Annotated in this window: 23 protein-coding genes; 12 read left to right on the top strand and 11 right to left on the bottom strand. The window is 70.6% G+C overall.

What is annotated here, in order from left to right; translation table 11 throughout:
* Window positions 1-339: 339 nt before the first annotated feature.
* A complete protein-coding gene (locus ACZ6TB_RS22345; protein ID WP_465556469.1) occupies window positions 340-1,287 on the bottom strand; it encodes a S1C family serine protease in 948 nt (315 codons plus the stop codon).
* Window positions 1,288-1,464: 177 nt separating this feature from the next.
* On the opposite strand from ACZ6TB_RS22345, the gene ACZ6TB_RS22340 reads away from it, so the two are divergent.
* Window positions 1,465-1,764: a hypothetical protein gene (locus ACZ6TB_RS22340; protein ID WP_465556467.1), complete on the top strand. Its 300-nt coding sequence runs from the start codon at window positions 1,465-1,467 to the stop codon at window positions 1,762-1,764.
* A 399-nt stretch (window positions 1,765-2,163) separates the two neighbouring features.
* Window positions 2,164-4,272 (top strand): tetratricopeptide repeat protein, encoded by a 2,109-nt coding sequence (locus tag ACZ6TB_RS22335; RefSeq protein ID WP_465556465.1) that lies wholly within the window; start codon window positions 2,164-2,166, stop codon window positions 4,270-4,272.
* 117 nt (window positions 4,273-4,389) lie between these two features.
* Here ACZ6TB_RS22335 and ACZ6TB_RS22330 read toward each other — a convergent pair whose 3' ends face one another.
* Window positions 4,390-4,896, bottom strand: a complete 507-nt coding sequence (locus ACZ6TB_RS22330; protein ID WP_465556463.1) for a GNAT family N-acetyltransferase — start codon at window positions 4,894-4,896, stop codon at window positions 4,390-4,392.
* An 82-nt stretch (window positions 4,897-4,978) separates the two neighbouring features.
* Between ACZ6TB_RS22330 and ACZ6TB_RS22325 the strand changes: the two genes are divergently transcribed.
* On the top strand, window positions 4,979-6,490 hold the full coding sequence (locus tag ACZ6TB_RS22325; protein ID WP_465556461.1) for a hypothetical protein: 1,512 nt from the start codon (window positions 4,979-4,981) through the stop codon (window positions 6,488-6,490).
* Between the two features lie 536 nt (window positions 6,491-7,026).
* Here ACZ6TB_RS22325 and ACZ6TB_RS22320 read toward each other — a convergent pair.
* The 3 genes from ACZ6TB_RS22320 to ACZ6TB_RS22310 all read right to left on the bottom strand — a co-directional run bounded on the left by ACZ6TB_RS22320 (window position 7,027) and on the right by ACZ6TB_RS22310 (window position 10,646).
* On the bottom strand, window positions 7,027-7,926 hold the full coding sequence (locus ACZ6TB_RS22320; RefSeq protein WP_465556460.1) for a ribonuclease Z: 900 nt from the start codon (window positions 7,924-7,926) through the stop codon (window positions 7,027-7,029).
* Window positions 7,927-8,229: 303 nt separating this feature from the next.
* Entirely contained in the window at window positions 8,230-9,183 is a 954-nt protein-coding gene (ppk2, locus tag ACZ6TB_RS22315; RefSeq protein ID WP_465556459.1) for a polyphosphate kinase 2, read from the bottom strand.
* Between the two features lie 29 nt (window positions 9,184-9,212).
* Entirely contained in the window at window positions 9,213-10,646 is a 1,434-nt protein-coding gene (locus ACZ6TB_RS22310; RefSeq protein WP_465556458.1) for a CYTH and CHAD domain-containing protein, read from the bottom strand.
* A 130-nt stretch (window positions 10,647-10,776) separates the two neighbouring features.
* Between ACZ6TB_RS22310 and ACZ6TB_RS22305 the strand changes: the two genes are divergently transcribed.
* Window positions 10,777-10,953, top strand: a complete 177-nt coding sequence (locus tag ACZ6TB_RS22305) for a hypothetical protein (protein ID WP_465556457.1) — start codon at window positions 10,777-10,779, stop codon at window positions 10,951-10,953.
* 5 nt (window positions 10,954-10,958) lie between these two features.
* On the opposite strand, the gene ACZ6TB_RS22300 is transcribed toward ACZ6TB_RS22305, so the two are convergent.
* On the bottom strand, window positions 10,959-11,279 hold the full coding sequence (locus tag ACZ6TB_RS22300; protein WP_465556456.1) for a hypothetical protein: 321 nt from the start codon (window positions 11,277-11,279) through the stop codon (window positions 10,959-10,961).
* 134 nt (window positions 11,280-11,413) lie between these two features.
* Here ACZ6TB_RS22300 and ACZ6TB_RS22295 point away from each other — a divergent pair, with 134 nt between their 5' ends.
* Complete coding sequence (locus ACZ6TB_RS22295; RefSeq protein ID WP_465556455.1) at window positions 11,414-11,998, top strand: hypothetical protein; 585 nt, start codon at window positions 11,414-11,416, stop codon at window positions 11,996-11,998.
* A gap of 21 nt (window positions 11,999-12,019) precedes the next feature.
* Here ACZ6TB_RS22295 and msrA read toward each other — a convergent pair whose 3' ends face one another.
* Both msrA and ACZ6TB_RS22285 read right to left on the bottom strand, forming a co-directional pair.
* The gene (gene msrA / locus ACZ6TB_RS22290; RefSeq protein ID WP_465556562.1) at window positions 12,020-12,682 is read right to left on the bottom strand and encodes a peptide-methionine (S)-S-oxide reductase MsrA; all 663 of its coding nucleotides are present in this window, start codon (window positions 12,680-12,682) and stop codon (window positions 12,020-12,022) included.
* Between the two features lie 48 nt (window positions 12,683-12,730).
* A complete protein-coding gene (locus ACZ6TB_RS22285) occupies window positions 12,731-13,144 on the bottom strand; it encodes an HIT family protein (RefSeq protein WP_465556454.1) in 414 nt (137 codons plus the stop codon).
* A 24-nt stretch (window positions 13,145-13,168) separates the two neighbouring features.
* On the opposite strand from ACZ6TB_RS22285, the gene ACZ6TB_RS22280 reads away from it, so the two are divergent.
* From ACZ6TB_RS22280 to ilvA, 3 genes are read left to right on the top strand one after another with little or no spacing between them, the layout of a single operon-like run.
* Window positions 13,169-14,320 (top strand): cystathionine gamma-synthase, encoded by a 1,152-nt coding sequence (locus tag ACZ6TB_RS22280; RefSeq protein ID WP_465556453.1) that lies wholly within the window; start codon window positions 13,169-13,171, stop codon window positions 14,318-14,320.
* A 21-nt stretch (window positions 14,321-14,341) separates the two neighbouring features.
* Entirely contained in the window at window positions 14,342-15,700 is a 1,359-nt protein-coding gene (locus ACZ6TB_RS22275; RefSeq protein ID WP_465556452.1) for an amidase, read from the top strand.
* A gap of 21 nt (window positions 15,701-15,721) precedes the next feature.
* Window positions 15,722-16,960 (top strand): threonine ammonia-lyase, encoded by a 1,239-nt coding sequence (gene ilvA / locus ACZ6TB_RS22270; protein WP_465556451.1) that lies wholly within the window; start codon window positions 15,722-15,724, stop codon window positions 16,958-16,960.
* A 22-nt stretch (window positions 16,961-16,982) separates the two neighbouring features.
* Here the strand turns inward: ilvA and greA are convergent, their stop codons facing one another.
* Both greA and ACZ6TB_RS22260 read right to left on the bottom strand, forming a co-directional pair.
* On the bottom strand, window positions 16,983-17,477 hold the full coding sequence (gene greA / locus ACZ6TB_RS22265; protein ID WP_465556450.1) for a transcription elongation factor GreA: 495 nt from the start codon (window positions 17,475-17,477) through the stop codon (window positions 16,983-16,985).
* A 141-nt stretch (window positions 17,478-17,618) separates the two neighbouring features.
* Entirely contained in the window at window positions 17,619-18,095 is a 477-nt protein-coding gene (locus ACZ6TB_RS22260; protein WP_465556449.1) for a DUF4307 domain-containing protein, read from the bottom strand.
* Window positions 18,096-18,140: 45 nt separating this feature from the next.
* Here ACZ6TB_RS22260 and mca point away from each other — a divergent pair, with 45 nt between their 5' ends.
* The 3 genes from mca (at window position 18,141) to ACZ6TB_RS22245 (ending at window position 22,543) form a co-directional block, all read left to right on the top strand.
* A complete protein-coding gene (gene mca, locus ACZ6TB_RS22255) occupies window positions 18,141-19,022 on the top strand; it encodes a mycothiol conjugate amidase Mca (RefSeq protein WP_465556448.1) in 882 nt (293 codons plus the stop codon).
* A gap of 434 nt (window positions 19,023-19,456) precedes the next feature.
* Complete coding sequence (locus ACZ6TB_RS22250; RefSeq protein WP_465556560.1) at window positions 19,457-19,750, top strand: hypothetical protein; 294 nt, start codon at window positions 19,457-19,459, stop codon at window positions 19,748-19,750.
* Window positions 19,751-19,999: 249 nt separating this feature from the next.
* The gene (locus ACZ6TB_RS22245; protein ID WP_465556447.1) at window positions 20,000-22,543 is read left to right on the top strand and encodes a putative bifunctional diguanylate cyclase/phosphodiesterase; all 2,544 of its coding nucleotides are present in this window, start codon (window positions 20,000-20,002) and stop codon (window positions 22,541-22,543) included.
* A gap of 6 nt (window positions 22,544-22,549) precedes the next feature.
* Here the strand turns inward: ACZ6TB_RS22245 and ACZ6TB_RS22240 are convergent, their stop codons facing one another.
* Window positions 22,550-23,782, bottom strand: coding sequence for an ATP-binding protein (locus tag ACZ6TB_RS22240; RefSeq protein WP_465556446.1), 1,233 nt, complete (start codon window positions 23,780-23,782; stop codon window positions 22,550-22,552).
* Window positions 23,783-23,901: 119 nt separating this feature from the next.
* On the opposite strand from ACZ6TB_RS22240, the gene ACZ6TB_RS22235 reads away from it, so the two are divergent.
* On the top strand, window positions 23,902-25,738 hold a 1,837-nt coding region (locus ACZ6TB_RS22235), incomplete at its 3' end, for a thioredoxin domain-containing protein (protein WP_465556445.1).

Genomic DNA, 25,738 nt, shown 5'->3' with positions numbered 1-25,738 from the left:
GCGCTGATGAGTCGCCACCTCAAGCCGTCGGCAAGCATCCAGATCGAACCGCTTGTCCACAACCGCGATTTGACACCGCCCCAGCGGCACCCGGCACACTCATTTCTGTGGCTGGTCGGCCCCCTTGGGCGGGCGGGGTGTACCCCGGCGTGCAAGGCCAGGCGGGCGCGCACCTGAGTGGCGTCCGAGCCATCCGCTCCGACGAGCTTTGACAGGCCATGCGCGCGGGTCAACGATGCGGCGTTCCACCGCGGGCGCTCGCCTCTAAGCGACCTGAGCCCACCACGCTCCAACCAGGCGGACACCCCCGCCCATCGCCAAACCAAGCGACGGCAAATTTCAGCCGAGCTCAGCCGGCACGCTAACCACATCCACCAGGGCATTCTTGCGAAGCAACGTAATCGGCAAACTCTTCCCGATCGCCGGCCCGAGCATGAGGCGCTGGAGGGCCTGCGTCGTCTGGATGGCCTGGCCGCCCGCCGAGATCAAGATGTCGCCCAAGTAGATACCGGAAGTGCCGGCCGGGCTTCCGGGGACCACCTCGACCACGCGCAGGCCCAATTTCTGGCCCAGGCGATCAGCCAGTGCGGGAGGCAGGGGCGTAGGCACACCGGCCACGCCCAGCCAGGCTCGGCGGACCCGGCCCGAGGCGACCAGCTCGCCGATGATGGTGCGGGTGGTGGAGTTGATCGGGACGGCCAGGCCCAGGCCGTAGCCGGCTACGGCGGTGTTGATGCCTACGACCGTGCCGGTGGCGTCGGCCAGGGCGCCGCCCGAGTTGCCGGGGTTCAGGGCGGCGTCGGTCTGGATGACGCTGTCGATGATGCGCACTCGGCGGCCGTCGCGGGCGGGGAGTGAGCGGCCCAGGCCGGAGACCACGCCGGCGGTGACCGAGCCGGCCAGGCCCATGGGGTTGCCCACGGCCACGACCAGCTGGCCGATCTTCAAGGTGTCGGCGTCGCCCAGGGGTGCGGCGGGGGCGCCGGAGTTCTGCACGCGGACCACGGCCAGGTCGGAGAGTGGGTCGGCGCCGACCACGTCGAAATTCGACTCTGTTCCATCGGCGAAGGCCGCAGTGCCGTGGGAAGCGCCGGTGATCACGTGGGCGTTGGTGAGCAGGAAGCCGTCGTCGGTGAAGGTGACCGCGGAGCCGGCGCCGGCGCCACGGGCGGTACGCACCGAGAGGGCGGCGACCGAGGGCAGGAGGCTGGCGGCGACACCCGTCACGACGCGGCTGTAGGCGTCGAGCGCCTCAGTCGGGTCGACTCCCGTGTGTTCGGTATCCATGACCGCCTCAACAAACGGCCGGCAAAAGTCGATGCCGGAGGGCCGTCCGCCCAAAGCGAAATGAGAGCCGTCACGGATAGTCGCCACAGTCGGACAGAAAGTGCGGCGACGCGAAGGGGCGGTGCGGTTGTATCTGTCGTACCGGAGGTTGCAGTACAACCCGACGGAGAGTGACGGATGGTCATCGCCGACCCACCGGCCGACATCGTGGACCGGATGCTCTGGCGCGACGCCCAGCAGATGCTGGGTCGCCATGCCGATGGCGACCACGAGGGCAACTGTGTCTGGTGTGGATGGCGCTGGCCGTGCGCGCCGCGGCGGCTGGCCGAGCGGGCCGAGGAAGCTTCCCGCCGGCCGTGGCGCGAAGCGTGGACCGCGCGGCACGACCTGAACAGCATCCGGGCCATGCCGGGCCTGCGGACCGACGACCGGCACGGCTACCGGAGCCCGCGGACGAACCGCGGATATTTTGACTGATAAATCAATAAAGGCCCGATAAATACATAAAGGCTCCGACGTCGCCGTCAGCTTGACCTCCCCCGGCAGGCCCCGGCTTCCCAGCCCGGTCGACGTCTCCCAGCGGTGACACCGCAGCGCCCCGCCAGCGCCGCGGCATCCCGCAACAGGACCCGCCCTTGAACTGGTTCAGGACCGGCACGCCTCCGCTGGTCCAGCGCCTCCGGCCAGGCGCGACCCCCGGTTTGGGCGGGGCGGTTGGCGGGAGCGCGTGACCACAGGTTCCCCCGCAATATCTCGGTCGCGCGCTCCCGCCCACCTATAGTTGGGGCGGTCCAATATGGAGGTGGTGCGACCGCCATGCCCGCCCCGGCGCAACTACCCCCCGACATAGCGTCATTTACTGGACGCGACGCGGAGATGGCAACGCTGAGCGAGCCCACCGCCGTTGTGGTGCTCTCCGGTCCGCCTGGCTGCGGAAAGAGCGCTCTCGCCATCCACTGGGCCAAAACGGCCACCCATGAAAACCGCTTATATCTGGATTTACGCGGCTTCGGTGGTGCCGCCCCGCGCGAGCCCGCCGACGCCCTCCGCCTCCTGCTCGAGTCCCTGGGCGTCACCCCCGACCGGATGCCACCGGACGAGGACGGCCGGCAGGCGCTGTGGCGTGGTGAGACCGCCGATCGCCGCCTGCTCCTGCTGCTCGACAACGCCCGCGACGACGAGCAGGTGCTGCCCCTGCTGCCGGCCGGCGACGAGACCCGCACGGTGGTGACCAGCCGCCGCCGGCTGACCGGCCTGGTCGCGGCCGTCGGGGCGCGCCCGATCGCGCTCGGCGTGCTGCCCGAGCCGGAGGCGATCGAGCTCTTCCAGCGGCGGGTGGGCGCCCTCGCCGGCGAGTCGGCCCTCGACATCGTGCGGGCCTGCGGCGGCCTTCCGCTCGCGGTGACCCTGGCCGCCGCCCGGGTGCGCACCTCCGGGCATCCCCTGGCCGCCCTCGCCGCGTTGACCGCCGAGCTGCGCCGCCCGTCCCGGCGCCTGGCGGCCCTCGACGATCTGCGGTCCGTCTTCTCCTGGTCGTACCACGGGCTCGACCCGGAAACGGCCCGTCTCTTTCGCCTGCTCGGCCTGGTCGCGGCCCCCGACATCGCCGTCGCCGCCGCCTCGGCTCTGGTCGGTCGCCCACCGGCCGAGGCCGGTCGCCTCCTGCGCGAGCTCACCGAGACGGCTCTTCTGACCGAGCCGAGCCCCGGGCGTTTCCACATGCACGATCTCCTTCGCGCGTACGCCGGGGAGCTGGCCCGTGAGCACGACCAGCCCGCCGAGCGCCGGGCCGCCCTGACCAGGTTGCTCGACCACTACACGCACACCGCCTACCAGGCCGACCTCGTGCTCAACCCGACCCGGGCCCCGATCCCGATGACGCTGGGTGAGCCCGCCGACGACGCCCGGCCGAGCCCCGTCGGCGACATGAAGGCCGCGCTGACCTGGCTCACCGGCGAGCGGGAGACGCTGCTGGCCGCCGTCCGGCAGGCCCGGGACGAGGGCCTCGACACCCAGGCCTGGCAGCTGAGCTGGGCGCTCGACTCCTTCCTGCACGAGGAGCGCCGCTGGGACGACGAGGGCGCGGCCTGGGCGGTGGCGCTCGATGCGGCGGCCACCCTCGCCGACGGGCCTGCCCTGGCGTACGCGTACTCCTTCCTCGCCGTGGCCGACGCCCGCCGTCAGCGCTTCGCCGAGGCCCAGTTGCACATGAGCCGCGCCCTGGGCCTGGTCGAGGACGCGGGCGACGTCGCCGGGACGGCCGAGTGCCGATTCATCCTGTCCTACCTGTGGTGGCTCCAGGGCGATCAGCAACGCGCGCTGGCCGAGGCGGAGCGGGCGCTCGAGCTGTTCGGCACGCTCGGCGACCCGATCTGGGAGGGCAAAGCCGCGCTCGCCGTCGGCTGGTACCACGCGCAGCGCGGCGACAACCGCACCGCGCTGCCCTACTTCACCCGGGCCGTGCAGCTGCAGCGCGCGGCCGGCGACCGGGAGAACGAGTCGGTCACCCGGGACAGCCTGGGCCTGCTCCACCTGTTCACCGGCGAGCACGACGAGGCCGCCCGGCAGTTCGAGGAGGGGCTGCGGCTCTCCCGGCGCACCGGCAACCCGGCCGTCGAGGCGCAGATCCTCGGCCACCTCGGCGACCTCTACGAGACGCTCGGCGATCGGCCGACGGCGGAGGAGCGCTGGCGGGAGGCGTACGAAATCTTGGCCGATCTTGGACATCCGCAGGCCGCGGCCGTACGCGCCAAGCTCACGCCCGTGCGGAAGCAGGACGCGCCCGGCATCCGCGCCCACCGCCTGCGTCGCGGTTTGTCCCAGGAGGACCTGGCCGAGCGCACCGGCCTGAGCGTGCGCACGATCCGCAACCTCGAGTCGGGCCGGGGCGGACGGCCGCGCCCGGAGACCGCCCGCCTGCTCGCCGACGCGTTCGGCCTTCAGGGTGACGAACGGGAACGGTTCCACCTGGAGCTCGCCGGCTGATTTGCCGGTCGCTTGCCGGTCCGCTTCCTGTGCCGCACCGACCCCGCGCCGCACGATGGAGGCAGAGGAACACGGGGGAGTGTCCGGGTGGGGAACTGGGGGCCACCCGGGCAACAATCAGCGCAGGTCCCGGGTGTAGCGCAACTGCGGCACCGGTTGACCGCCGACCGCCTCGACCCGGGTCACGCCGTCCGCCTGCCAGCCGGCCTTGTCGTAGAAGCGCCGCGCCCGTTCGTTCTCCTCGAGCACCCATAGGACCGCTCGATCGCCGCCGAGTTCGGTCAGCTGCGTCCACGCGTTCTCCATGAGCAGCCGGCCCACACCCGTGCCGACCAGCACCGGGTCGACGTGGATCGCGTACAGCTCGGACGCGCCCTCGGTCTCGCTCGGTCCCACGTAGGTGAAGCCGACGACGCGTTCGAAGTCCTCGGCGACGGTCAGCCGGTGCGTGTCGCGCTCCCATTTCCAGCGTTCGGTCCACCACTCGGCGAGCGCGGCGGCCGAGAGCGACGCGAGCGTGTCGGGGGCGAGGATGTGCGCATAGGCGGCACTGCGCGATCGGAAGTGCAACGCGCCCACCGCGGGAAGATCAGAGTCCTCTCCCGTACGCAACAAAGCAGTCATCACCGGACTTTAGCGACCGGGTCGCGAGTCGAGATCAAATCGTGGACACTCCTCCCGACGGGGGTGCTCAGTGGACGGTTTCGTGCGACTGTTCGTGGACTACTGCCAGTACCTCGTGCACACCTCGCCGGAGCGGAACGGCCTGGAGATCTACACCGTCGGGGACGACCTCGTGCACGTCGGCGGGCCGGGGGAGCTGACGGCCTTCGCCGGCACCCACACCGGCCACATCGAGATCCGCGTGGTGGCCCTTCCCGATCAGCCGGTGTCCGCGGCCGAGGACGATTGGGACGCGATCAGCGAGGCGACCCTCTGGTGTCCGACCGGCACGTTCTCCGTCCACGGCCTGATGGGCGGCAGCGCCGACGGCCTCACCGCCGTCGCGGTCGGCCGGCCCGGGCTGATCCGGGTGCGGGTGCACGCGCGCAACCGCGTGCACGAGTCCGTACGGACCGAGGACGACCCGCCCGAGCAGCACGAGGTGCACGTGTGGCCGGTCGCCGAGGACCCCGGCCTGCTGACGCTGCGCTCGGACGGCTCGCGCGGCGATTGGTCGCCCCAGCTCGGCAAGGCGGCGGAGTGGGCGATGCTCGGCCTGGTCAACGGCTCGAGGGCGGCCGATCACGGCTCCGGCTCCCGCGCGACCGTCGTCCGGCGCCGTCCCGTGCCGTTGCCGGCCGCCCAGGCCCTGCTCGCCGACCCCGCCGCCGCCCTGACCCAGCCGGCGCCCGACCGCGCGCTGCCCGCCGGCGACCTCGAGATCCGCCTCCGCACGGTCGCCGAGGGCCTGCGCACCCGCACCCTGACCTGGCGCTGGGCCGGCCCCGAGCCGCTGCCCGACGACGAGCCGACCGCGGTGAGACTGCGAATCGACGCCGACGGTTCGGGCGCGGCCGGCCTGACCGTCCGCCACGAGGAGGTCCCGGCCCGCGACGCGATCGCGCTCGGCCTGATCTGGGACCACCTGCTCGACCGCCTCGCCACTGCCACCGGCACCCCGCCGGCGTGGGACGCGGCCCTGCGCGAGAAGGCGGCCCGGGCCGAGGCCGTCCGCCGCCACAACGCCGAGCGCGAGGCCGCCACGTGGGGCGGCCCGCCACCGCCCGACCGCGTACGCCTCCTGCCTGCCCGCGCCGCGCTGCTGGCCCGCATGGACCGTCCGCTGCTGGACCGCGTCGCCGAGATGCCCGCCGACCGCCAGCGGGAGGTGGCTCGCTGGGCCGCCCGCCGGGCCTTGGAGGTGGCCGGCCTGCTAAGCGTCGCCTGGATAGCCGACGCCCTGGCCACCGCCGACGCCGGCGGCGACCTGCCGGCGAGCTTCACCGACTCGCAGGCCGCCTTTCAGCGCCTGCTCTCCGACCCCGAGGTCCCACACACGGTCATCACCGTGCCCGGCGGCCCGGCCAACTTCGTGCAGCAGGCGGCCGCCTTCCCGGCCTTGCTGGCCCTGGCCATGGACGACCCGCTGGCCGCCGCGGTCGACGCCCTCTACGTGGCAGCCACCGCTCACGGGGACGCCCACCGGGACTTCCTCGCTTCGGCGCACGCCGCCTTCCCGCCACTGGCGCCGGGCGGCCGATCTCCCCTCTCGTAACTGAGCAGAAGCGTCAGCAAGCGGAGGCCGAACGCGAGGCCAGGCAGGCCGAGGCGGCAGCCAGGAAGGCTGATGCGGCGCGCTTGAAACAGGAAGTTCAGGCACAGCGGCTGGCGGCTCAAGCCGCGACAAAGGCGGCGCGCGAGTTGGCGCACCGTCGGCAGGTGGAGGAGAAGCGCCGCCTCGCGGAGGAGCGAGCGAGGACCCAGGAGACCGCCGTCTCGAAGGGCCTGGCCGATGCCGAGGAAGAGGCTCGCCGCGCGGCGGAGGTGGAGTTCCGGACGGAAGCTGTCAGCGCGCTGTTGAGTGAGAGGAACCATCGGGCCCGCCTATCGCTATACGAAAGCGAAGGGCTTGATGACGGTGCCGCGCGAGGAAGCCGAGACGAAGAAGCTCTATGCCGATCTGCTCGCGCGACTAACACTCCGCACGCTGGCCGAGGCGTTCGACGCCACCTCCCCGAACGTGGTGACCAGCTCGGCCTGGACGTGCTCATCGGGCTCCCGAAGGTGCCACCAGGATGGGAACGCAAGGACCTAACTTGATCTGGATGGGACGGGGATGCGGGCCAGGTCTTCGGCCAGGACGATGGTGCCGCCGAATTCGGCCTTTGCCTCGTCCAGGTAGCGCTGGGGGTCCTGGTAACGCTGGGAGAAGTGGGTCAGCACCAAGGTGCGGACGTTCGACTCGCGGGCCACGGCGGCGGCCTGGGCGGCCGTCAGGTGGCCGACCAGGCGGGCCATCTCGGCGTCCTCGGTGAGGAACGTTGACTCGATCACCAGCATGTCTACGTCGGCGGCCAAGGCGTAGACGTTGTCGCACAGGCCGGTGTCCATGATGAAGGCGAAACTCTGGCCGGGGCGTAGCTTGCTCACCTGCTCGAGCGTGACCTCCCCGAGGCGGCCGGTGCGCTGGAGCTCGCCGACGGCCGGGCCCGAGATGCCGTGGGCGGCCAGCCGGGACGGGATCATGCGGCGCGCCTGCGGTTCGTCGAGGCGGTAGCCGTACGTGGGCAGGGAATGCCAGAGTGGCAGCGCCGTGAGTCGCCCCGCGGGGGTCTCCGTCGTGAAGCTCGCGCCGCTCACCGGTGCGGCCACGATGTCGGCGTTGTCCCAGTAGCTGGTGGCGTGCCGCAGCCGGTCGTAGAACTCCTGGCCCTCGGCCGGATAGTGCACGGCCACCGGATGCGGCACCTTGTCGAGCGAGATGCGCTGGAGGATGCCGGGCAGGCCGAGGCTGTGGTCGCCGTGGAAGTGGGTGATGCAGATCCGCTTGATCGGGGTGACCGCGAGGCCGGCCATCAGCATCTGGCGCTGGGTGCCCTCGCCCGGGTCGAAGAGGATCACCTCGTCGTCCCAGCGCAGCAGGTAGCCGTTGTGGTTGCGATGTCTCGTGGGCACCTGGCTCGCGGTGCCGAGGACGGCCAGCTCGCGCATCGAACGGACTCCAGAAATGGGTCGACCCCCGGGGGTCATCCACGACGCATCGCAACACACGAAGCGAAGTGGTCCGGTCGGACAAGGCCGGATCCCCGGGGGTCGGGTGGCTGCCTGATACTCGCCGGACCGCTGCCACACGGTCTCGACGTCATTCGTCAAACAGAACGAAGCTGTCGAGGACAGCGGCTAGCGGACAGCCACCTCACGAGTCCCGTTGGTATACAACTTCGGACCACCTCCCTTCACGTGTACGGCCACGTTAACCAAGCAGGGGAGGCGATGCCAACGCTTTTAACATCACTAGAGGCGAGGGAATACGCGCGGGGACATTTCGGTCCCCTCCACCGCGAGCGACGCCGGGCCCACGATCAGCTGGTCGGGGCGGCCGACCACCTCGTCATCCTTGTTGTCGTAGTCGAAGCGACTGAGCACGTGCCGCATCGCCTCGAGCCGGGCCCGCTTCTTGTCGTTGCTCTTCACGACCGTCCACGGCGCGTCCGCGGTGTCGGTGTAGAAGAACATCGCCTCCTTGGCCTCGGTGTAGTCGCCCCACTTGTCGAGCGACGCAAGATCCATGGGCGAGAGCTTCCATTGCCGTACGGGATCGACCTGCCGGATCGCGAAGCGGGTGCGCTGCTCGCCCTGCGTCACCGAGAACCAGAACTTGACCAGGTGAACGCCGGAGCGCACCAGCATGCGCTCGAGCTCCGGGGTCTGGCGCATGAACTCGAGGTACTCGGCGCGGGTGCAGAAGCCCATGACCCGCTCGACGCCGGCCCGGTTGTACCAGGAGCGGTCGAACAGCACGATCTCGCCGGCGGACGGCAGGTGGCTGATGTAGCGCTGGTAGTACCACTGCGTGCTCTCGCGCTCGCTCGGCTTCTCCAGCGCGACCACCGAGGCGCCGCGCGGGTTGAGGTGCTCCATGAAGCGCTTGATCGTGCCGCCCTTGCCGGCCGCGTCGCGCCCCTCGAAGAGCACCACGAGCCGCTCGCCGGTGGTCTTGCACCAGTTCTGCAGCTTCAGCAGCTCGATCTGGAGCAGCCGCTTGTCGTGGTCGTACTGCTGGCGGGTCAGCCGCTCGTCGTACGGGTAATCCTCGCGCCAGGTGTCGACCGGCGAGCCGTCCGCGTTGAGCAGCACCGGGTCGTCATCGTCGTCGTCCGCGACGCGATAGCCTCCGAGCGCCGTGATCGGCCCGTCGTACGGCTGGGTGGTGGTCTGTTCGTCCTGGTACTCCGCCTCCGCCTGCATGGGCTCTTCATACCCCGTTCAGATGAACGTCAGCCCATCCAGCGACGAAGCTTCTTCCTCCGCGAAGCTTCCACCACAACGGGCAGCTCGCGGTACGTGTCCTTGCCGATCTGCTCCTGCCGGCCCCAGAGCACGCCGAACCAGAAGCTGTCCGGCCCGAGCTCGTGCAGCAGCTCGCGGGCGACGACCGAGTCCTGGTGGGCGCCGAGCACGTCCTGGAGGTCGGTCAGGGCGTTGACCAGGCCTTTACCCGGCTTTCCGGCGCCCGGCGCGAAAACTTCAACGGCATAGCGAGCCTTCTTGTACGCCTTGCGCGCCTCATGCAGCTCGGCATCCATCCCGTCGGCGAGGGCCTGGTCGAGGAGCGCGTCGGCCTTGTGCAGGCTCTTGCGGGCGCGGCGGCGCGGGTCCGGCTCGCCGTTGCCCGGGAGCGACGCCAACCGGTCGACCTTGTCGAGCAGTGCGAGGTACCGCTCGCTCTCCAGCGCCTCGCCCAGCGCGGCCCGGCCCTCCTCGACCTGGCCGTCGAGGTACTGGGTGATGCGCTGGGCCGCCTCGGCGAAATCGGGTCCGGCCTGCTCGACGTCGGCGAGCAGCTTGCCCTTCTGCACCTGGCCGTCGCGCACCTGGCCGAGCAGGTCGGCGAGCCACTTCAGCTCGTCGCCGACCTCGGCGAACCCGGGGAACGAGCGCTTGAACGTCTTGAGGGTGCCGCGCAGGCGCCGGGTGGCGACACGCATCTTGTGCACGGACTCCGGATCGCCCTGACGGACGCCGGGGTCGTATTCCGTCAGAGCGTCGCGCTGCTGTTGGGCGTACGCGAAGACGGGGTTGGGTCTCCTGCCCTTGACCTTGGTCGGCGTCACGTCGGAGAGTCTGCCGTTCAGCGCGCGAGCGACCTTGGAGGGTCCGGCCGCCGGCTTGGCGCCCGCCTTGCGCAGGCGGCGCTCGACCGCATCGAGCAGCGCCACGTCGCCGTCGACCAGCTCGACCTCGATCTCCTGCCAGCTCTGCCTCCGGCCGTCGGCCTCGGCCGTCACCTGGTCCTGCGCGACCAGGGCGAGCGTGTTGCCGTCGGCGTCCCGCAGCGGCGTCTCGATCCGGCGGGTGCGCAGCCGGGCGATCGGCTTGAGCGGCTTGCGCCGGATGATCGCCCGGACCTGCCCCCGCAGCTCGGCCGGCACGGTGTTCTGGTCGCCGTTGAGGGGCATCCGGTGCTCGGTGCGGCTGCCGCCGCTGCCCGGCGTCTTGAGATGCCAGCCCGCGTCGCCACCGCCCGTCCGCCGGCGCAATGTCCGGCGGTTTTGCATCAAGATCAGCTCGTCGGTGTCGAAATATGTGGCGTCGAGATCGTGCGTCTCGGCCGCGGCCGCGTCCCGGATGCCGGCCGTGCCCACCAGCGAGGGCATGACGAAGCTCTGAGGAACGTCGTATTTGCGCTCTGTTTCGCCGGCGATCTCCATACGTTCATGTTGCCCGACGGACGGCCCCCGACACAGACCAATCGATTGGCAGGTTCTGCACAGCTCTGTCTCAGCTCCGGCTGGCACCGTTGAAGGCCGGTTTCCCCGCCATGTCGGCTGGAGGTAGTTCATGGAGAAGTCCGAGACGCGACGGGTCTCGCTCGCCGGGCTCGGCCTGATCAGCGCGGGCGCGGTGCTCGGCATCGCGCTCGCGACCCCGGCCTCGGCCGCGACGCCCGACGGCCCCCGCTCGCCCAAGCCGGCGGCCTCCCCGGTCGTCGAGCACGGCACCGATCAGCAGGACTAGAGGCATTAGCGATAGGTGCCGCGGCTGCGCAGATAAAGCGCACGCGAGTAGTTCGCGGTGGCGGCGCCGAAATACATCGTGGCGAGCCCGACGTGGAAGTTGTTGTCGGTGAGCGCGTTCTTCGAGTTGGCCGATTCCGCCCAGCGGATCTCGGCGTCCGAGGCGCTGATCCCCCGGCGCTCGCAGCGCAGGCGGTTCATCTCCTTGCCGAGCTTCCAGGTCTCGAGCGCGGCCTCGGCCTGGCGCATCATCGTGCGTGCCTGATCGGAGAGCGACTCGGCGAGAGCCCACGCGGCTCGCTCCTCCTCGTTGTTGAAGGACGGCATGGGTGCACCTCCCGGGGGTGGCAGCGTCGATCTCCAGTGTGCGGATCATGTCGGGACATGTCGATCTTTTTCAGCCACAGGCGTGAAATCCGCGCGCATGGACAGGGGTCGGTTCGGGGCCCTAATCTGCGCCCGTGACCGACATGCCGCGCGCCGTCCGAACCGCGTCACGACTGCTCACCGCGTCGGCCGTGGCGGCCCTGGCGATGCTGGCCGGGCGCCTGATCGCCGGGCGCCGATTCAACGCGACGTTCGCGGAGTACGCCCGGTTGCCCTCGAAGGCGGGCACCACCCTCGACCACGCCCGCGCGCACATCGCCGAGGGCCTGCGGACCGACGCCGTGATCGTCGGGGTGGTCCTGCTGATCGTCGCCGTCCTCGCGTTCGCCGTGCGGCGGCCGTGGCCCTGGGCCCGGGTGACAACCTGGTGGGCGACCGGCCTGATCGGCCCGTTCCTGCTGGTCTGGCTCGTCGCCGGCCGCGACCCGGCGGCCTCCGCCCCGAACGCCGAGGCCTCGGCGCAGGACCGGTTCGAGTTCGAGCTGCTGCCGCAGTGGTATCCGAGCGTCAACGCGGTGCTCGGCCTCGCGCTGCTGGCGACGCTGATCGCGGCCACGGTGAAGCTGGCGAGCTCGGGAAATGAGGACTACTACCGGCTTGCCAGCGGCTACCGCGACGGCAAATGGGAGTCGTTCGTCGAAAAACAGAGGGAAGCGTGACGCTTCCCTCTGCCGGGGTGCTTACTCGGCGACCCGGGCGACACCGACCGGGCAGGTCATGCCGTTGGGGCCGTGGTTGCAGTAGCCGTACGGGTTCTTCGCGTCGGACAGGTACTGCTGGTGATAGTCCTCGGCGTAGTAGTAGGTCGTCAGGGGCTTGATCTCGGTGGTGATCGCGCCGTGGCGGGCCTTGGTCACGACCGGCTGGAACGCCTCCAGGGACTCCTTCGCGATCCGCAGCTGGTCGTCGGTGGTCGTGTAGATCGCCGAGCGGTACTGCGTGCCGACGTCGTTGCCCTGGCGCATGCCCTGGGTCGGGTCGTGGTTCTCCCAGAACGCCTTCAACAGGTCCTCGAAGGCGATCTTGCTGGGGTCGTACACCACCTGCACGACCTCGGCGTGACCGGTGGAGCCGGAGCAGGCCTCCTCGTAGGTCGGGTTCTTGGTGAACCCGCCGGCGTAACCGACCGACGTGGAATACACGCCGGGCAGGCGCCAGAAGATGCGCTCCGCGCCCCAGAAACAGCCCATGCCGAAGACGGCGACCTCGAGACCCGCAGGCCACGGGCCCTTCAGCGGGGTGCCGAGCACGACGTGCCGGTCGGCGACCGGCATCTCGAGGAATCGGCCGGGCAGGGCCTGGTCGGGGGTGGGCAGCTCGAGCTTCTTGTGCCGCAGGAACACGGTCACTCCCTTCATCCGGTCTCTGCAACGCCGGAGGTTAGGTAACCCTTACCCGAGTTCGGAGGCGATTTTGGCGGCGTACTCGGTGGCTTCCTCGTCGCTCGCGTACTTGGTGCGCGGCCAGAAGAAGCCGCGTAAGCCGTCCCCCTTTGTCCGAGGCACCACATGCGTGTGGAGGTGCGCCACCGACTGCGATACCACGTTATTTATCGCGACAAAGGTGCCCTGGGCGCCGAGAGCCGCCGGCACAGCGGCGGCCACCTGCTGAACAAGTCCGAAATATCCGGGCAAAGACGGCGTGGGCAGGTCGGGCAGCGTCACCACGTGCGCACGGGGCACCACCAGCACATGGCCCTTGAACACCGGCCGGGTATCGAGAAATCCCACACCGGAAGGGACGTCGACGACCTTGAAGGCGGGAACCGAGCCCGCCACGATCGCACAGAACACGCAGTCCGCCACGATGCGAGACTAGCCTTGCGCAGCATGACGGCTAACAGCTACGGCTTCGACACCCTCGCCATCCACGCCGGCCAGGAGCCGGATCCGCGGACCGGCGCGGTGGTGCCTCCGATCTACCAGACGAGCACGTACGCGCAGGACGCCGTCGGCGCGCCCCGCCTCGGGTACGAGTACAGCCGCTCCGGCAACCCGACCCGGGACGCGCTCCAGGAGTGCCTGGCCGCGATCGAGGGCGGCCGTCGCGGGCTGGCCTTCGCGAGCGGGCTCGCGGCCGAGGACACGCTGCTGCGCGCCGTCTGCCGGCCCGGTGATCACGTGGTGATCCCCGGTGACGCGTACGGGGGAACCTTCCGTCTTTTCTCGAAGGTGCTCGAGAACTGGGGACTGGACTGGACCGCCGTGCCGCTCGACGACATCGACCAGGTGCGCGCCGCGTTCCGGCCCGGGCACACCCGGATGATCTGGGCCGAGACGCCGACGAACCCGCTGCTCAACATCGCGGACATCGCCGCGCTGGGCGCGCTCGCCCACGAGTACGACGCGATGCTCGCCGTCGACAACACCTTCGCGTCGCCCTATCTCCAGCAGCCGATCGCGCTCGGCGCCGACGTGGTCATCCACTCGACCACGAAGTACCTGGGTGGACACTCCGACGTGGTCGGTGGCGCGCTGGTGGCCGCCACCGACGACCTGGGCGAGACGCTGGCGTTCCACCAGAACGCGATGGGCGCGGTGAACGGCCCGTTCGACGCCTGGCTCACGCTGCGGGGGATCAAGACATTGGGCGTACGCATGGAGCGGCACTGTGACAACGCGGAGCGCGTGGTCCGGTACCTCGGTGAGCACACCGCCGTGGAGAGCGTGCTGTACCCGGGGCTGGAGTCGCACCCGGGGCACGAGACGGCGGCCAAGCAGATGCAGCGCTTCGGCGGGATGGTGTCGTTCCGGGCGGCCGGCGGTCCCGAGGCGGCGATCGCGATCTGCAACCGGACGAAACTGTTCGTACTGGCGGAGTCGCTCGGTGGAATCGAATCGCTGATCGAGCACCCGGGTCAGATGACACACCTGTCCGCTGCGGGCTCTCCGCTTGAAGTACCCGCCGATCTCGTGCGACTGTCTGTCGGCATCGAAAGCGTTGACGATCTGCTCGCCGACCTCGAGCAGGCGCTCGGCTGACACATATTTACGGAGCATGGCATGTCGGACGGTTCGAGCTGGGTGGGCGCCACCGCGAAACAGATCTCCCGGGCGGTACGGCGCGGTGACGTGTCCGCCACGCAGGTCGTCGCCGACACGATCGAGCAGATCTCCATCTCCGACCCCTCGCTCGACGCGTTCCGGGTGATCCGGGCGGGCGAGGCGCTGAGCGAGGCCGAGAAGGTCGACGACCAGGAGGATCTGGCGAACCTTCCGCTGGCCGGCGTGCCGGTCGCGGTCAAGGAGAACACCGCCGTCGCCGGCCTGCCCACCTGGGGCGGCTCGGCGGCGGCCCGCCAGCCGGTCGCCGAGCAGGACCACGAGGTGGTACGGCGGCTGCGTGGCGCCGGCGCGATCGTCGTCGGCGTCACCCGGATGCCCGAGATGGGCCTGTGGGCGGTGACCGACGACGAGGACGCGCCGACCCGCAACCCGTGGGACCGCGACCGCACGCCGGGCGGCTCGTCCGGCGGGTCGGCGGCGGCGGTGGCGGCCGGGCTGGTGCCGATCGCCCAGGGCAACGACGGGCTCGGCTCGATCCGCATCCCGGCCGCCTGCTGCGGGCTGGTCGGCCTCAAGCCGGGCCGCGGCGTGATCCCGGCCGAGCTCGGCATCGACGACTGGTTCGGCCTGGTCGAGAACGGCGTGCTCACCACCACGGTCGCCGACTCGGTGCTGGGCTTCTCGGTGCTGGCCGGCCGCGACCCGGTGAAGCTGATCGAGCCGGGCAAGCTGCGCATCGGCGTCTCGACCAAGTCGCCGGTGGTGGGCATCCGCCCCGACGAACCCAACCGGAACGCGGTGGCCACCGCCTCGAAGCTGTTCACCCAGGCGGGACACGACACGCTCACCGCCGATCCGCGCTATCCGACGGCGCTGGGCGTACGCGTGCTGGCCACCTGGTTCGCATCGGCCTACCGCGAATCGCAGAACCTCGACGTGTCCAAGCTTCAGCCGCGCACCCGCCGGCACATCGCGCTGGGCAAGTGGGCGTGGAAGGCGGGCCTGGTCAAGCAGGCGCATCGGGACGCCTGGCGGGAGCAGTCGATCAAGTTCTTCGCCGACCGGGACGTGGACGTGCTGCTCACCCCCGCGCTGGCGGCCGCGCCCCCGCCGGCCGAGCAGTACTCGACCGGCTCCTGGCGGCACAACATGATGGTCAACATGAGGTACGCGCCGTACGCCGCCCCCTGGAACGTGGCCGGCCTCCCGGCGATCGTCGTCCCGGTCGGGGTGCGGCCGGACGGGCTGCCGCTGGCCGTCCAGATCGTCGGCCCGCCCGACTCCGAGCTGCTGCTTCTCTCGCTCGCGGGCCAGCTCGAGGTCCTCAACCCCTGGCAGCGTCACGCCTTCGGATGACGTGGTGGCACCATCGTCCCCATGACCGCACCTCTCGAACTGCTGTCGCTGGCCGACATCGAGGCCGCGCGCGAGCTGATCGCCGGCGTCGTCGAGCCGACCCAGCTGATCCACTCGCGCCCGCTGTCGGACATCCTCGGGGTGCCGGCCTGGCTGAAGTGCGAGAACCAGCAGCGGGCCGGGTCGTACAAGGTGCGTGGCGCGTACACGAGAATCGCCCGTCTTTCCGACGCCGAGCGCAAGCGCGGTGTGGTCGCCGCCAGCGCCGGAAACCATGCGCAGGGTGTCGCCCTCGCGGCCGAGTTGCTGGGCGCGAGCGCCACGGTCTTCATGCCGGAGGGCGCGCCGCTGCCCAAGGTCACGGCGACCAAGGGGTACGGAGCGGCGATCGAGTACGCGGGAACGACCGTCGACGACGCGCTGGAGGCGGCGCGCCACTTCGCCGACGAGACCGGCGCCATCCTGATCCACCCGTTCGACCACCCGGACGTGATCGCCGGGCAGGGCACGGTCGGCCTGGAGATCCTCGAGCAGCTGCCGGAGGCGACCACGATCGTGACCGCGGTCGGCGGCGGCGGGCTCATCTCCGGCGTGTCGGTCGCGGTCAAGGCGCTGCGGCCGGATGTGCGGATCGTCGGCGTGCAGGCGGCGGGCGCCGCGGCGTACCCGCCCTCGCTGGCCGCCGGATCGCCGCAGAAGCTCGACCGCGGGTTGACCATCGCCGACGGCATCGCCGTGCTGCGCCCTGGTGATCTGACGTTCGCGCACGTCAGCAAGCTGGTCGACGAGGTCGTGACGGTCACCGACGACGATCTGTCGGCGGCCCTGCTGATGCTGCTCGAGCGGCACAAGATGGTGGTCGAGCCGGCCGGGGCGGCGGGCGTGGCGGCGCTGATGACCGGGGCCTGCATGCCGCCGGCCGGTCCGGTGGTGGCGATCCTCTCCGGCGGCAACATCGACCCGATGCTGCTGCTGCGGGTGATCGAGCACGGGCTGGCGTCGGCGGGCCGCTTCCTGCGGCTGGCGGTGCGCTGCGACGACCGGCCGGGGGAGCTGGCGCGGCTGCTGGGCCGGATCGCCGAGCAGCGGGCGAACGTGGTCGACGTCGCGCACGTCCGGGAGAGCCCGCGCCTGAGCTTCGGGGAGGTCGAGGTGGCCCTGTCGGTGGAGACCCGGGGGCCGGACCACTCGGCGACGCTGATCGAGGTGCTGCGGGAGTCGGGCTACCGGGTGGCCATGCTGGCCGACGCCACCCCGTGAGGCGGCGCCGGCCTTGGGGAGATCAGCCCTCGAACGGGCCGAACTCGACCACGGTGACCTTGATGTCGGCGCCGCTGGGCGCCGTGTAGGTCACGGTCTGGCCGGGACCGGCGTCGATGATCGCCTTGCCGAGCGCCGACTCCGGGCTGTACACGGTCAGGTCGGTGGTGGAGGCGATCTCGCGCGAGCCGAGCAGGAAGGTCTCGGTATCGGTCTTGTCGTCGTCGAAGTAGATCGTCACGACCGACCCGGGCTGCACCTTGTCGGCCGTCTTCACCTCGCCGACCTCGGCGTTGCGCAGGAACTCCTTGAGGTACTGAATGCGGCCTTCCTGCTTGCTCTGCTCCTCGCGGGCGGCGTGGTATCCACCGTTCTCCCGCAGGTCACCCTCCTCGCGACGTGCGTTGATCTCCGCGGCGACGGCGGGCCGCGCGGCGATCAGCTCGTCGAGGTCGGCCTGCAGCCGGTCGTAAGCGTCCTGAGAAAGCCAAGTCTTGGGCGCCTCTGAACTGGACACGGTCGATCTCCTTGCGTGAACGGGGAAACGTTCAACATCACCGTTGCATGCTGAACGGAGCGAATCACCAAGCTTACCAGCGGTACGCACGACGCCTGGATTGCTCGATCTTGCACCATTACCGGGCGGCCCGACAGGGGGTCAACCGGCGGGTTGACAATCCAGGACCTCGCCCACCGAGGCCCGCGCGGTGGTGGTCACGGGCTCCTCGGCGGTGATCGTCGTGGCGCCCGGCTCGGCCTTCACCGTGACCGTGCGGCGGCCCACCTCGTTGCCGTTGTAGTCGCGGGCCCGGAGCACGCACTCGGCGCTCGCCCCGGCCGGCACCCGGACCGTGAACTTGACCCGCAGCGTCGTCGGCGCCGTCTCCTGCCATCCGACGATCTGCGGCTGGTAGTCGGTCTGCCCGTACCGCTGATAGAGCTTCCAGGTCAGCCCCAGGGAGGCGGCGATGACCACCGCCAGGATGACGATCGGCAGCACCGGCCGGCGGCGTCCGTCGCGCCGGCGCCCGTAGCGACCCGGCGGGAACACCGGAGTTGTGGTGTGCGTCTCGCTCACCTGACGGCCTCTCGTGCAGTTCTTGTCGGTGGGATCGGCCAGAATGGCAGAGTTCATCTTCGCACTTGACCCCTTCCACTCTTCAACCAGAGGAGTCCTTCGGTGACCGAGCAGCTGCGCCTCATGGCGGTGCACGCCCACCCCGACGACGAGTCGAGCAAGGGCGCGGCGACCATGGCGAAATACGTCGCCGAGGGCGTCAGCGTGCTGGTCGCCACCTGTACCGGCGGGGAACGCGGCAGCGTGCTCAACCCGAAGATGGACCGGCCCGACGTGCTGGCCGACATCACCAACATCCGCCGGGCCGAGATGGCCCGGGCGCGCGAGATCCTCGGGGTCGACCAGGCGTGGCTCGGCTTCGTCGACTCGGGGCTGCCCGAGGGCGACCCGCTGCCGCCGCTGCCCGACGGCTGCTTCGGCCTGCAGGACCCGGAAGAGGCGGCCAAGCCGCTGATCAAGCTGATCCGCGAGTTCCGGCCGCACGTCATGACGACGTACGACGAGAACGGCGGCTATCCGCACCCCGACCACATCATGTGCCACAAGGTCTCGGTGGCGGCCTTCGACGCGGCCGGCGACCCGGAGAAGTACCCGGAGCTCGGCGAGCCGTGGCAGCCGCTGAAGCTGTACTACAACTCCGGCTGGACCAGGGCGCGCATGCTCGCCCTGCACGAGGGCATGCTGGCGGCGGGGCTCGAGTCGCCGTACACGGAATGGCTGGAGAAGTGGTCCGACCGCGACGACCGCGGCGACAAAATCACCACCCGCGTCGAGTGCGGCGAGTACTTCAGCGTCCGCGACGACGCCCTGCGCGCGCACGCCACCCAGGTCGACCCGGACGGCTTCTGGTTCCGCATCCCGCTGGAGCTCCAGCAGAAGGTGTGGCCGACCGAGGACTTCGAGCTGGCCCGCTCGCTGGTCGACAGCCCGGTGCCCGAGTCCGACCTGTTCGCCGGGATTCACGAGTCGGTCGATGCTCGCTGAGGTGGTTGCTTTGGTTGATTCGGGCCGTCCCGCCTGAGCTTGATGGCGTCGCCTCCGGCGCCGCGGGCGATCGCCCCCTTGAGGCCGTGAGGGAGGTGGTCGATTTTCCGGCACCGCAAACCCCGCGGCGACGAAAAATCGACCACCTCCCTCACGGCGGGGCGATCGCGGGCCGTTCCGTGGGGATGGGGCTCGCGGCACGTCTGGGGGTTTGGGGCGGCCGCGGACCGAGCGGGGCGGCGCGGTGAGCCGCGGAGCGAGCGGGGCGGCGCGGTGAGCCGCGGAGCGAGCGGGGCGGCGCGGTGAGATCGAGGGGTGGCCCCACCCTGACCGGGGGCGATCATGAGTTCTCGGCGTAGTCTTAAGGGGTGGATAGCATCTCGGTCGCGGTCAACAACTTCGGTGACACCCGGTCCGGCGGACTCGCCGGGCCTATGGGTTTGTTCGTCATCGTGTTGCTCTCCATAGCGACTGTTTTGCTGATCCGCAATATGAACAAGCGCTTGCGTCGGCTTCCCGACAGTTTTACGGACGGACAGCAGACACAGCGTGAGGCTGAGATTGCCCGGCTCAATGCTGACCTTGAGCGTTCCGGTGTCGAACCGCTTCACTCCGACGTCGACCAGAATCGATCGGCGGACGGTGCGGTCGTCACGGAAACCGAGGTCAAGGGCAATACTACTCAGGGTGATGCTGCTCGCGCGGAAGGCGATCACGGCCACGTTTGACCACGTCGCGGCCGGTAAGGGCGCGATGACGGCCAATACGCTCCGTATTGGTCAGACCAAAGCCAAACACGGCTCGTGCGTCAACCCTTGTTGTGTTCATCGGGATTGATTTAGCCTTCCGCCGGGGGTCTCAACGACCCCTGAGCCTGCGCGGAAGGGGGCGCCGAAAATGACCATTCCCCGCCCCCGCCTTTCTCCCCTGCAGATGCACGTGCATTCGCGAGTGCCGCTCGTGAACAGGGACAACTCATGACCGCCCCACCGGTCCTCGGGGCCGGCGTCCGTCGATCGTGGATCGACGCGGCGGGCCTCGCGGGACGCTCCCGGGGCGTCCGCGCGCTGACCGCGTGCGTGCTCGCGGTGGCCGTTCTCACGGCCGTCGGCGGGGCCCTTCTGCCGGTCGAGCGACCCGACGATCGTCCACTCTCGGTAATGGGCGGGGTGGCGCTCGCGGCGCTCCTGGTGACGGCCGGTCAACTCGCGCGTCTTCGCTTCCGGCTCGGGCGCGGCGTCGTCTCGGTCTCGTGGGGCGAGGCCGCCTTCATCATCGGGTACGTGGTGGCGCCGCCCGGCTGGCTGCCGCTGGCGACCCTGGCCGGGGCGGCCGGCGCCTGGGCGCTGCTCTCCTGGCTTGACGAGCATCGCAACGTCGCCGAGATCGCGCACCTGGCCGCGTCGCTCGCGCTGGGCACGGCGGGGGCGGCCACCGTGGCGCGGCTGATCGGTGGGGACGCGGCTGTCCTCAGCGTACGGACGCAAATCGCTCTTGTTGCCGGAGCGCTCACCTACCTGGCCATCACGTTCGGGCTCGCGGCCCTGACGCTGGCGCTGCATCGGGATGCCGCCACCGCGCAGATCTTCGCGCGGATCCCGTACGCCAAGGTTCCGATGGTCGTCGGGAACGTCCTGGTCGGACTCGGCGCCGTCTTCGCGCTCGTGCGCGGGCCGATCTGGCTGTTCGCGTTCGTCCCGGCGCTGTGGCTGCTGCAACGCACCTACCGCTTCCACCTGCGGGCCGAGGAGGAGCGCCGGATGTGGGAGGCGTTCGCCGCCGCCACCGCCGCCCTGCCCGGCCGCACCGAGGCCGATGTGGCCGAGGCCGGCCTGTGCGGCGCGCTCGACGTCTTCGGCGCCCGCCGGGTGGAGATCGAGGTGCGGGTCCCCGGCGGCGAGCACCGGTACGCCGAGGACGGCCCCGGCCAGGACATCTCGCTCGCCGGCCTGACCGGTCCCGCGATCACCCGCTCGATGGCCGTGGCCGGCGAGGTGGTCGGCGAACTGACCGTCTGGCTGGCCGAGCCGACCCTGCCCGTCTCCCGCGACGAGGCCGCGATATCCGCCTACGGCGACGCGCTCGCCGCGGCGCTGCATGATGCCGCGGCCCGCGACCAGCTCGCCGAGCTGCGCCGGCGCGTCGACCACGACGGCGTGCACGACCAGCTGACCGGCCTGCACAACCGCGGCAGCCTGCTGAGCGACGGCGACCGCCTGATGCGCGGGCTCGCGCGCGACAGCCACGTCGCCCTGCTGCTGCTCGACGTGAAGGGCTTCCGCGAGGTCAACGGCACGCTCGGCCACCGCGGCGGCGACGAGGTGCTGCGGCTGATCGCCGAACGGCTCACCGACCTGGCCCGCGAGACCGACCTGGTCGCCCGGGTCGGCGACGACGAGTTCGCGCTGCTCATCCCCGGCCTGACCGCGCTCACCGACTCGTCGTCCCCGCTGCACGAGACGCCACCGCCGCTGCCGTCGGCGGTGCGCCGGGCCCGCGAGCTGGTCGAGCACATCGGACTGCCGATGGAGGTGGCCGGGGTCCGGCTGGCGGTCGAGATCGCCGTCGGTGTCGTGGTGGGCCGGGCCGGGCGGGTCGAGCTGGCCGAGCTGGTACGCCGCGCGGCGCTCGCGCTCGACCAGGCCAAGCGGCAGGAGCTGGCGGTCGCGACCTACGACACTAGCCAGGACGCGGTGACCATCGACGAGCTGGCGTTGCTGGCCGAGCTCCAGGACGCGCTGGCCGCCGAGGACCAGATCGTGCTGCACCTCCAGCCCGCCGTCGACCTCGTCACGGCCGCGCCGACCGGCGTCGAGGCCCTGGTCCGCTGGCAGCACCCGCGCCGCGGCCAGCTCTCGCCGAACGACTTCATCCGCACCGTCGAGCACACGGAGCTGCTCACCCCGTTCACCCATCGCGTTCTTGATCTTGCGTTGGCCGCCGCCGCCAGCTGGAACGCGGTGGGTGTCGAGGTGCCGGTCTCGGTCAACGTGTCGGCCCGCAGCCTGCTCGACCCGGCGTTCCCCGGCCAGGTGGCCGACGCCCTGCGCCACCATCGCGCGGCCGCCTCGAACCTGGTCCTCGAGATCACCGAGTCGGTCGCCGTCAGCGACCAGGCCATCGTCGACGACGTGCTGGCCGAGCTGCGCGACTGCGGGGTGCAGCTCTCCCTCGACGACTTCGGCACCGGCTACTCGTCGCTCTCGATCGTCACCCGGGCCCCGGTCGACGAGATCAAGATCGACCGTTCCTTCGTGGACGACATGATCGACTCCGCGGCGGCCGAGGCCGTCGTCCGCGGCGCCGTCGAGCTGGGCGCCCGCCTGGGCGTCCGGGTGGTGGCCGAGGGCGTCGAGACGACCGAGCAGCGGGCCGCGCTGATCGAGCTGGGCTGCCCGAACGCCCAGGGCTACCACTTCTGCAAGCCGATGCCGGCCGACCGCATCGTGCAGGCGCTGACACAGCTGAGCGAGGCCGCGCCGGACAACATCCGCGCCCTGCGCGCCGACGACGCCTCCTGAAGGTGTTTAGGGTTGGGCCCACAAGCTGGCGATCGGCACGGCGATCATCTGGTCGGCCAGCCGGAAGACGCGAGGGCCGGTGTGCAGGACGATGCCCGCTGCGAAGGCTGACCCGATGCGTTCGGCGAACCATTCCAGGTGCCGAGCGTCGGCGGCCGAGGGCGCGGCGGTGGCTTTGACCTCGACAGCGATCATTCGGCCGTCTCTGGCTTCGATGAGCAGGTCGACTTCGCGCCGGCCATTCGCATCGCGATAGTGGAACAGATCGGCGCCGACAACGCTGGCGGCGCATTCGGCTCGTAGCTGGGCGGCGACGAGGGTGTCCAGAACACGCCCGAGGAGGTCGCCATCGCGCAGAACGCGTCGCTGGTCGATGCGCAGGAGCGGGCCGAGAAGGCCCGGGTCGGTGAGGTACCGCTTGGGTAGCCGCACGGCGCGATCCGTTCGGTTGCCGGCCCAGGCAGGCACGCGTTGCGTAATCATCAGCGTGTCGAGGAGGTCGTCGTAGCCGACCGCGCTGTGCCGGGTGATTCCGGCGGCGTCATAGAGCAGTTTGTGGTTCGGCACGCCGGCGGTGTTGGCGGCAAGAGCTTGCAGATATCTGCGCATCAAGACGGGGTCTCGGGAGATGCCGAGCGAAGCGGCCTCTCTGGTGACCAGATGGTCGACATAGCTGGTCAGCCAGCGGTCGCGCGCCCGCTCGGTGGGAGCGCGGAGGGCTTCCGGCCAGCCGCTGGTCAGCGCCTCTGCCACGTATCGGTGCACGTCCGACCCCGGTGAGGGGTCGCTGAAGCTGTCGAGGCCGTCGGCGAGGATTCGATCGATCAGTGATGGCGCGGACGGGTCACCATGCCGCTCCCGACCGACGAGCGGGTGCATCGTCAGCCGGACGATCCGACCGGTGGCGGGCCAACCCGCGGTGGTCAGGTCGGTCTGGGAAGAGCCGGTCAGAATGAACCGGCCGGGGCGCGGATCGTCATCGACAGCTCGCTTGACCGCGCCGAGGACTTCGGGGACCAGCTGCCACTCATCGACGAGGATCGGCTCGTCGAGAGCACGGACTGCGGCGTCGGGGTCGGCGCGAACGACGGCGGCTTGGGCGGGGACATCCAGCCGCAGGACAGAACGGCACAATCGCCGCGTTGTGGTGGTCTTTCCGCAGGCACGCGGGCCGACGACGAGCACAGCGGGATGAGCCGCCAGGATCTCGGCGAGCTCAGTGTCGGCGATGCGAGGCACGTAGGCGTTCAGCCAAGACTCCCGTCAGTGACGATCTAGCACGCTCGGTGGTGCCTATTTAGCACACCTGGCGGTTCCTATATAGCACATGTCTGAGCCAGCCGTGAGAGGGTGGAGGCATGGCCAATCGTCTCGCCGACGCGACCTCGCCCTATCTCCTCCAGCACCAGCACAACCCGGTCGACTGGTGGCCCTGGTGCGACGAGGCGTTCGAGGAGGCCCGCCGCCGCGACGTCCCGGTCCTGATCTCGGTCGGCTATGCGGCCTGCCACTGGTGCCACGTGATGGCCCACGAGTCGTTCGAGGACGAGGCGGTCGCGGCGCTGATCAATGACGGCTTCGTGGCGATCAAGGTCGATCGTGAGGAACGGCCCGACGTCGACGCCGTCTACATGACCGCGACGCAGGCCATGACCGGGCAGGGCGGCTGGCCGATGACGGTCTTCGCCACGCCCGCCGGCGAGCCGTTCTTCTGCGGCACCTACTACCCGAAACCGCAGTTCACGCGCCTGCTCACGTCCGTCGGCGAGGCCTGGCGCAACCAGCGCGACGAGGTGGTCAAGCAGGGCGCGGCGGTGGTGCAGGCGATCGGCGGGGCCCAGCTGGTCGGCGGTCCCACGGCGCCGATCTCGGCGGAGCTGCTCGCGGCCGCGGTCACCGGGCTCCTCAAGGAGCAGGACCGGACGTACGGGGGCTTCGGCGGCGCCCCCAAGTTCCCGCCGCACATGGGCCTGCTGTTCCTGCTGCGGCACTACCAGCGCACCGGTTCGGCCGAGGTGCTCGAGGTGGTCCGCGAGGCCGCCGAGCGAATGGGCCGCGGCGGCATCTACGACCAGCTCGCGGGCGGTTTCGCGCGCTACTCCGTCGACGCGCACTGGACCGTGCCGCACTTCGAGAAGATGCTCTACGACAACGCGTTGCTGCTTCGCGCGTACACCCAGCTGTGGCGTCTCACCGGCGACCCGTTCGCCCGCCGCATCGCCGACGAGACCGCCGCGTTCCTGCGGCGTGACCTGGGCACGCCGGCCGGCGGCCTGGCGTCGGCGCTCGACGCGGACGCCGACGGGGTCGAGGGGCTCACCTACGCCTGGACGCCGGCCCAGCTCACCGACGCGCTGGGCCCATCGGACGGCGCGTGGGCGGCCGACCTGTTCCGGGTGACCGCGCAGGGCACGTTCGAGCACGGCAGCAGCGTGCTGGTGCTGGCGAGAGACATCGATGCCGCCGAGCCGTCGTTGGTCACTCGCTGGTCGGCCGTACGCGCAAAGCTCCTCGCCGCGCGAGCGACCCGCCCCCAGCCGGCCCGTGACGACAAGGTCGTCGCCTCCTGGAACGGCCTGGCCGTGACCGCCCTGGCCGAGCACGGCACCCTGACCGGCTCGCCTTCGTCCCGCGAGGCCGCGATCGAGATCGCCGAGGTGCTGGCCACCCGTCACCTGGTCGACGGCCGCCTGCGCCGAGTCTCCCGGGCCGGCGTAGTCGGCGACCCGGCCGGCGTGCTCGACGACTACGGTTGCGTGGCCGAGGCGTTCCTGGCCGTCCACCAGCTGACGTCCGACGGCCGCTGGCTGACCTTGGCCAAGACGTTGCTCGACGTGGCCCTGACCCATTTCCCCACCGGCGACGGCGGCTTCTACGACACGGCCGACGACGCCGAACGCCTGATCACCCGCCCGGCCGACCCGACGGACAACGCGACGCCGTCCGGTTCGTCATCGCTCTGCGCGGCCCTCGTCGCTTACGCCGCGCTCTCCGGGGAGACCGCCTACCGCGAGGCCGCCGATGCCGCGCTCGAACGGGTCGCCCCGCTGATCGGCGGCCACCCGCGCTTCGCCGGTTACTCGGCGGCCGTCGCCGAGGCGGCTCTTGCCGGCCCCTACGAGATCGCCATCGTCACCGCGCCTGCCGACGCCGCTTCGGCTGACGCCGCGCCTGCTGACGCCGATTCGGCTGACG

Source organism: Actinoplanes sp. NPDC051537, assembly GCF_055586105.1.
The sequence above is the reverse complement of the archived record's forward strand: the minus strand, read 5'-3'. Positions and strand labels throughout refer to the sequence as shown.

What these genes read in the sequence shown, in the direction of transcription:
- ACZ6TB_RS22345 (WP_465556469.1), bottom strand. Translation starts at nt 1,287, where the DNA reads ATGGATACCGAACACACGGGAGTCGACCCGACTGAGGCGCTCGACGCC.
- ACZ6TB_RS22340 (WP_465556467.1), top strand. Translation starts at nt 1,465, where the DNA reads ATGGTCATCGCCGACCCACCGGCCGACATCGTGGACCGGATGCTCTGG.
- ACZ6TB_RS22335 (WP_465556465.1), top strand. Translation starts at nt 2,164, where the DNA reads ATGGCAACGCTGAGCGAGCCCACCGCCGTTGTGGTGCTCTCCGGTCCG.
- ACZ6TB_RS22330 (WP_465556463.1), bottom strand. Translation starts at nt 4,896, where the DNA reads ATGACTGCTTTGTTGCGTACGGGAGAGGACTCTGATCTTCCCGCGGTG.
- ACZ6TB_RS22320 (WP_465556460.1), bottom strand. Translation starts at nt 7,926, where the DNA reads ATGCGCGAGCTGGCCGTCCTCGGCACCGCGAGCCAGGTGCCCACGAGA.
- ppk2 (WP_465556459.1), bottom strand. Translation starts at nt 9,183, where the DNA reads ATGCAGGCGGAGGCGGAGTACCAGGACGAACAGACCACCACCCAGCCG.
- ACZ6TB_RS22310 (WP_465556458.1), bottom strand. Translation starts at nt 10,646, where the DNA reads ATGGAGATCGCCGGCGAAACAGAGCGCAAATACGACGTTCCTCAGAGC.
- ACZ6TB_RS22305 (WP_465556457.1), top strand. Translation starts at nt 10,777, where the DNA reads ATGGAGAAGTCCGAGACGCGACGGGTCTCGCTCGCCGGGCTCGGCCTG.
- ACZ6TB_RS22300 (WP_465556456.1), bottom strand. Translation starts at nt 11,279, where the DNA reads ATGCCGTCCTTCAACAACGAGGAGGAGCGAGCCGCGTGGGCTCTCGCC.
- ACZ6TB_RS22280 (WP_465556453.1), top strand. Translation starts at nt 13,169, where the DNA reads ATGACGGCTAACAGCTACGGCTTCGACACCCTCGCCATCCACGCCGGC.
- ACZ6TB_RS22275 (WP_465556452.1), top strand. Translation starts at nt 14,342, where the DNA reads ATGTCGGACGGTTCGAGCTGGGTGGGCGCCACCGCGAAACAGATCTCC.
- ilvA (WP_465556451.1), top strand. Translation starts at nt 15,722, where the DNA reads ATGACCGCACCTCTCGAACTGCTGTCGCTGGCCGACATCGAGGCCGCG.
- ACZ6TB_RS22260 (WP_465556449.1), bottom strand. Translation starts at nt 18,095, where the DNA reads ATGAACTCTGCCATTCTGGCCGATCCCACCGACAAGAACTGCACGAGA.
- ACZ6TB_RS22250 (WP_465556560.1), top strand. Translation starts at nt 19,457, where the DNA reads ATGGGTTTGTTCGTCATCGTGTTGCTCTCCATAGCGACTGTTTTGCTG.
- ACZ6TB_RS22245 (WP_465556447.1), top strand. Translation starts at nt 20,000, where the DNA reads ATGACCGCCCCACCGGTCCTCGGGGCCGGCGTCCGTCGATCGTGGATC.